General features: G+C 64.1%; 8 protein-coding genes. 1 reads left to right on the top strand and 7 read right to left on the bottom strand.

From position 1 onward, the window contains the following. Positions 1-411: 411 nt before the first annotated feature. The 5 genes from DFP89_RS19465 to DFP89_RS19445 form a co-directional block, all read right to left on the bottom strand. Positions 412-621: a hypothetical protein gene (locus DFP89_RS19465; protein ID WP_114350976.1), complete on the bottom strand. Its 210-nt coding sequence runs from the start codon at positions 619-621 to the stop codon at positions 412-414. Between the two features lie 247 nt (positions 622-868). Beyond that, on the bottom strand, positions 869-2,656 hold the full coding sequence (locus DFP89_RS19460) for a SulP family inorganic anion transporter (protein ID WP_114350975.1): 1,788 nt from the start codon (positions 2,654-2,656) through the stop codon (positions 869-871). Between the two features lie 113 nt (positions 2,657-2,769). Beyond that, on the bottom strand, positions 2,770-3,681 hold the full coding sequence (locus DFP89_RS19455; protein ID WP_114350974.1) for an MBL fold metallo-hydrolase: 912 nt from the start codon (positions 3,679-3,681) through the stop codon (positions 2,770-2,772). After that, positions 3,678-4,118: a DUF6691 family protein gene (locus DFP89_RS19450; protein ID WP_114350973.1), complete on the bottom strand. Its 441-nt coding sequence runs from the start codon at positions 4,116-4,118 to the stop codon at positions 3,678-3,680. The genes DFP89_RS19455 and DFP89_RS19450 overlap by 4 nt, the downstream gene beginning before the upstream one ends. Beyond that, the gene (locus DFP89_RS19445) at positions 4,118-4,576 is read right to left on the bottom strand and encodes a YeeE/YedE family protein (protein WP_114350972.1); all 459 of its coding nucleotides are present in this window, start codon (positions 4,574-4,576) and stop codon (positions 4,118-4,120) included. The genes DFP89_RS19450 and DFP89_RS19445 overlap by 1 nt, the downstream gene beginning before the upstream one ends. 91 nt (positions 4,577-4,667) lie before the next feature. Here DFP89_RS19445 and DFP89_RS19440 point away from each other — a divergent pair, with 91 nt between their 5' ends. Beyond that, positions 4,668-4,985 (top strand): ArsR/SmtB family transcription factor, encoded by a 318-nt coding sequence (locus tag DFP89_RS19440; protein WP_114350971.1) that lies wholly within the window; start codon positions 4,668-4,670, stop codon positions 4,983-4,985. 12 nt (positions 4,986-4,997) lie between these two features. Here DFP89_RS19440 and DFP89_RS19435 read toward each other — a convergent pair whose 3' ends face one another. Further along, entirely contained in the window at positions 4,998-5,591 is a 594-nt protein-coding gene (locus DFP89_RS19435; RefSeq protein WP_114350970.1) for a DedA family protein, read from the bottom strand. Beyond that, positions 5,588-5,875, bottom strand: a complete 288-nt coding sequence (locus tag DFP89_RS19430; RefSeq protein WP_147273365.1) for a hypothetical protein — start codon at positions 5,873-5,875, stop codon at positions 5,588-5,590. The genes DFP89_RS19435 and DFP89_RS19430 overlap by 4 nt, the downstream gene beginning before the upstream one ends. Positions 5,876-6,132: the final 257 nt, after the last annotated feature.

The following is a 6,132-nucleotide window of genomic DNA, read 5'->3' as shown; positions in this document are numbered from 1 at the left end:
TCGTCAGGCAGGATCGTCCATTCCCAAATGCACGACGGTCAGATCAGCGCGCAACCTTCACAACAGGCGCCATTGCCGCGCGAGCGGCTTCGTCCATGGGCTCGGAGCGGTCATGCGGTGACGCAGCGGTTCGTGCGCCTGGCAGGCAGCGGCGGCCGTCGCTCCCGGCCCTAACCCGCCGCCCAGCCGTGACGAATGCTGCGCCGCCGCTTGCGTCGAAGCAGCCACTTAGACAACGCGCAGCGAAATCCTTGATGAGACGGCGGCGATGCGGACCGAAGCAGTCGGACAAAGATTGTGCGGCGAGATACTTTCAGCCGCAGTAAAAATGCGGACGAAGCTACTGTTGGGCTCAAATGCAGCGTTGGGGCTTTGCGGCGTTGATTAGGGTAGAGGGCGACGTCGTACCAATCAGCGACCGGGACCATTAGGTGGGCACCCGCCCATCGCAAAAAGCAAGAGGATGGCGAGGATTGGGGAGCCAAACAGGCTGATCAACACCCACAGGAACGGGCTTCGGTTTCGACGACTGGCCATCTGGGCCGGCACAACAAGATAGAACCAAAGCACGAGCAGCATCGCCGCAATGCCAAAGATGATCCCGAAAGTTTCGTCGCTCATGAGGTCCGCCACGTGTTTAGGCAAGGCCCCGCACGTTACCCGTGTTCCTATCCGTCAGAAATCAACTGTCGCCGTGCCGTTTAGGTCGATCGCTCGCGTCAATAAAGACAAAGCGAAGTTCAGACATATCGTTCAACTTCTGCGATTACATCAGCAATAGTCGTCAAAAGTATCACCGCCCTCCCAAGGCAAACCCTGCGCCATTGTGAAAGCCTTCTTGGCATGATCGTCGCGCGGTACAATTTCGTCAGGCCGGGCGGCGGGATTTTGCGGGAAAAACCCGGGCGGCGTCGATGGGGCGGTGTTTGGCGGTGTCGCAGGCAAGTGTCGTTTCAGGAGAGAGCTCTGCCAATGCCTCGTGATGCGACAGGAAGACCCTGCCGCTGAGATGGGTCAGGAAATCGCTGCGGGCAAGGCGCTCCATGATCGGGCCCTTGATCTCGGACAGGTGCAGCGCGATCCCGGCATCGGCCAGCCGATGCATGATCAGCTCGAGACTTTCCAAGGCGCTGCCGTCGATCCCGTTCACCGCGGCGCAGTTCAGGACGACATGGCGGACCTCAAGACGCTCTGCGACAGCGCTTTGCACCATGTCCTCGATGGCGCGGGCATTGCCGAAGAACAGGCTTTCGTCGATGCGCAGGCTGAGGATTTCGGGGGCGCAGACCACGTCATGGCGCAGGACATTGCGGAAATGTTCGGTGCCGGGGATCTGGCCGATCTCGGCGACATGAGGGCGCGAGCTTTGCCACAGATGCAGCAGGACCGAGAGCATGACCCCGGTGATGATCCCGGTCTCGACACCCCAGCCAAGCGTCGCAAGGACCGTCCCGGCCAAAGCCGCGAAATCTAAGCGCGAGAACTTCCAGATGCGACGGATAGCGCCCAGATCGATCAGGCTGAGCACCGCCACGATGATCGTCGCGGCCAAGACCGCAATCGGCAGGAAATGCAGCAGCGGCGTCAGGAACAGCGAGGCCAGCGCGATGCCAGCGGCGGTGAAGGCCCCCGCGGCGGGCGTCTCGGCCCCGGCATCGAAATTCACCACCGAGCGGGCAAAGCCGCCGGTGACCGGGAAGCCGCCCGAGAAGGCCGCGACGAGGTTCGCCGCGCCAAGCCCGATCAGCTCCTGATCGGGGCGGATCGACTGGCGGCGCTTGGCGGCCAGGGTCTGCGCGACCGAGACTGACTCGACGAAACCGATCAGCGCAATCAGGAAGGCGGCCGGGGCAAGGGTTGCCCAGCCTGCAAGGTTCATCGGCGGCAGGCCGAGCGGGGGCAGGCCCTGCGGCACCTCGCCGACGATGCGCACCCCCGCCGATGTCAGGTCGAACAGCCGAACCGCAAGGATCGAGAGCGCCACCGCGATGACCGGGCCGGTGCGGGCAAGCAAAGCCGCAAGACCCGGCGCAAGGCCAAGCCGGACCAGCGCGGGCTTCAGCCCCTTGCGCGCCCAGAACAGGAATGCGGTCGCCGTCGCGCCGATCGCCAGCGTTGGCAGGTTCGCATCGGGCAAGACGCGAACCAGCGCGGCCGCCTGCTCGATCATGGTCTCGCCCTGGGCCTTGACCCCGAGGATATGGGCCATCTGGCCCGTCGCGATCAGCAGGCCCGAGGCCGTAATGAAGCCGGAAATCACCGGATGGGACAGAAGATTGGCCACGAAGCCAAGGCGAAATATCCCCATCGCCAGCAGGATCAGCCCCGAAAGCAGCGCCAGCGTGACGGTGGCGGCCAGATATTCGGGGCTGCCGGGTGCCGCGACCGCCCCGGCCGCCGTGGCTGTCAGAAGCGAGATGACGGCGACCGGGCCGACGGCCAATGTGCGGCTGGTCCCGAACACCGCATAGGCGATCAGCGGCAGGATCGAGGCATATAGGCCCACGACCGGCGGCAGTCCGGCCAGCATCGCATAGGCCAAAGATTGCGGGATCAGCATGATCGTGACGATTACCGCAGCCAGAAGGTCGCTGGTCAGCGTGGCGCGGTCATAGCGGCGGGCCCAGTCGAGAAAGGGAAGGTAGCGCGTCGGCATCGGTCAGCCTTTCGGCGGGTCGCCCCGCCCGGAGACATTGCGTTTCGAGGTTTTGGGCTGTGGCAAACCCATGCCCGCTGCGCCAGCCGGCGCAGGGGCTTTTCAGGAACCGGTCAGAAGCGGTTGACCGGCAGTTTCAGATAGCTCTGGCCGTCGTTTTCGGGCTTGGGCAGCCGTCCGCCGCGCAGGTTGATCTGCAAAGCCGCCAGAATGCGGTCGGGCAGGGCCAGGGTCGCATCGCGGTCCTGACGGCGCTTGATCCAGTCCTCGCGCCGAGTGCCGGCCTTGACATGGGCGTTCACTGCCAGATGCTGGGCGACCGTGGCCTCCCATTGCGGCTCGTGGCGGCTGGCCGTGCCGTAATCATGGCCGACGAACAGCCGCGTCTCGCCGGGCAAGGCCAGGATCGCCTGGATCGACTCCCACAGGTCCGCCGTGCTGCCGCCGGGAAAATCCGAGCGCGAGGTGCCGACATCGGGCTGCATCAGCGTGTCATGCACGAAGGCCGCATCGCCGCAAACATAGGTGATCGACCCCAGCGTATGGCCCGGCGACAGCATGACGCGGGCCTCAAGGTTGCCGATGCGGAAACTCTCGCCCTCAGCGAAAAGACGGTCGAAATCCGCCGCCGGATCGAAGGCATCGGGCAGGTTGTAGATCTTGCCCCAGATGCCCGCGATCTCGGGCAGTTTCGCGCCGATCGCATTCGGGGCGCCGGTGCGGTCCCTGAGATGGGCCGAGGCCATGACGTGATCGGCATGGGGATGGGTGTCCAGCACCCATGCCACGCTCAGCCCGTTCTCGCGCACAAGATCCAGCACCTGATCCATGCTTCCGGTCGAGAAGCGGTAATTCTTCGGATCGAAATTCCAGACCACGTCGATCAGCGCGGCCTGCTTCGTCTCGGGATCGGCACAGATATATTGGATCGAGCCGGTATCGGGCTCGTAGATGCCCCAGACATCGGGACTTCCCGCCCCGCGCGAGGGCGAATGACGCACGACCCGCTGATTCAACTTGCTCATTTGCGGACTCCTTTCGAGATCAGGAGAGGCAGGTTCCGGCCACCCGCGCCCAGCCACAGACCCAGCAGCATCATCGGCAGGAAGGTCAGGATTCCGGGGGAAAGCAAAGGCAGAGCGGTCCAGGCCGGACCGGGGCAGAAGCCGCCGATTCCCCAGCCCAGACCGAACAGCGCCGCACCCAGGATCAGCGGGCGATCGATCCGGCTGCTGGTCGGGACGTCGAAGTCGGGCGCAAGGATCGGTGCGCCTTGTTGCCACGCCAGACGATAGCCAAGAAAGGTGACGACCACCGCCCCGCCCATGACAAAGCCGAGGCTCGGATCCCAATGCCCTGCAAGGTCAAGAAAATTCAGCACCTTGGCGGGATTGGCCATGCCCGAGACGATCAGCCCCAAGCCAAAGATCAACCCGCTCAGAAAACCAAGAAGATTGCGCATCAGATCCCTCCCAGAACATGGCGGATGACAAAGACGGTCAGGAAGCCTGCCGCCATGAAGGTCAGCACCGCCGCCAGCGAGCGCGGCGACAGCCGGGCCAGACCGCAGACGCCATGGCCCGACGTGCAGCCCGAACCAAGGCCCGTGCCCACCCCGACCAGCAGCCCGGCCAACGCCATGCCGGGCAGATTGCCCGAGACGGTCTGGACCACCGTGCCGCCGAACAGCTGGTAAAGCAGCGGCGCCGCGATCAGGCCAAGGATGAAAGCCAGCCGCCAGCCGCGATCGCGCGGCGCGACCCCCATCGGCAACACCGCGCCAAGGGCGCCATTGGTGATCCCGGCGATGCCCGCAATCTTGCCGAAAAGCGCCATCACCATGACGGCGCTAAGTCCGATCAATGCACCGCCTGCCAGTGAGGCCCAGGGCGTGAAATCAGTCTCAACGATTGGACCCATGCCGAAACTCCTGTGAATTGGGTGGTGGCTTGCTTTTGTCAGGTCGATGGGGTATATATTAGTTATAACTAAATCAGTCAAGGCTAATGTAATGGGAAAAGTTTCGGACACACCCATCGCGGCACTGGAGGGGCGAGCCGAATATGTCGCCGAGCGCCTGTCCATGCTCGCAAATGCCAAGCGGCTGCTGATCCTGTGCGAGTTGGCCAAAGGCGAGATGTCGGTGGGCGCATTGCAGGACCGCGTGGGTCTAAGCCAATCGGCGCTGAGCCAGCATCTGGCCCGGATGCGCGAGGCGGAAATGGTGGCCACCCGGCGTGAGGCGCAGACGGTGTATTACCGGATCGACGATCCCCGGCTGGAGCAACTGATGGCCGCGCTTTACGATGCCTATTGCGGGGACGAATGACGAGGCAAGCCCCTACCGGTGGCTGCCCGTGGCCCGCAGCGCGCTGCGCAGCACCAGCACCAGTCCCAGAGTCACCGCCCCCGCGGACAAGGCGCCGCTGAGATTGCCAGCGATGTCGGCAATCGCCTCGACATGCCCGGCAAAGGTATAGCCCGCGCCAAGATACAGCCCCACCCAAAGACTTTCCCCGGCAAGGCCCGCAAGCGAAAAACGCCACCAGCTTGACCGCGTCGCCCCGCAGATCAGATTGACGTAGGGGCCCAAGGGGCTAAGCAGCCAGCGGCTGAGGAAGACCGCCCAGACACCGTGACGCGCCAGCAGGATCTGCGCTTTCGTCAGAAATTGCGTCATCTTTATCGTCGGGACAGTCTTTCCCGAAAACCCCGCTCGCCCCAGCGCATAGCCAAGCTGATCGCCTGTCAGCGCCCCGGCCAGCGCCAATGCGACGGTGACCGGTCCGGACAGGTCGCCGGAGGCAACAAAGGCCCCCGCGGTCAGCATGATCAAGGATGAAGGGACGGGCAACGCAAGGCAGCTGAGAAACGTCGCCGTCCCGACGATCCAAGGCCCACCCACCGGGACCAGCGCCAGCAGAACCTCGATCATTGGGCGGCACGATGCGCCGCGATCGCCCCTTCGATCCTTGCGATCAGCTCGGCCAACGGCAATCCGTTTTCATCGGCGATCTGCTGCAAGGTCTGGCGCGCGCCGGGATGGCCAAGGACGCCAAGCGCCTGTTGCAGCTCGCCGCGGGGGATGTCCCAAGACCTTGCGACATATCCGGGCGTCATCCAGCCGCGCAAGACCTGATCCCGATGCGCGGGGTCGGACCAATAGATCGCGAACAGCGTCATGCGGGCGGCAAAGAAAATCGTGATAGCAAATGTCATAAGGATACCGGCCACCAGCCGGGGATGCCTACGCATGATGTCGCGGGGGGTGCTCAGCAAAAGCCCTGCCTTTGGGCGTGGGACGGTCCGGGGGGATAGTGCCCCACGGCGTGGTGTAGGAGCGTCGACCTTCTGAGAGGTCTGGGTCTGTCAGGTAGCCAGGGCAGGCAGCCTGACGTTGGGATTGTCGGTGACGCGGGCGAGCGTTTCAAGGCTCATGTATCGCCGCGCGACGGCCCACTCGTCGTTGGTCTCGA

Source organism: Paracoccus lutimaris (assembly GCF_003337565.1).
GTDB classification, from domain to species: domain Bacteria; phylum Pseudomonadota; class Alphaproteobacteria; order Rhodobacterales; family Rhodobacteraceae; genus Paracoccus; species Paracoccus lutimaris.
The sequence above is the reverse complement of the archived record's forward strand: the minus strand, read 5'-3'. Positions and strand labels throughout refer to the sequence as shown.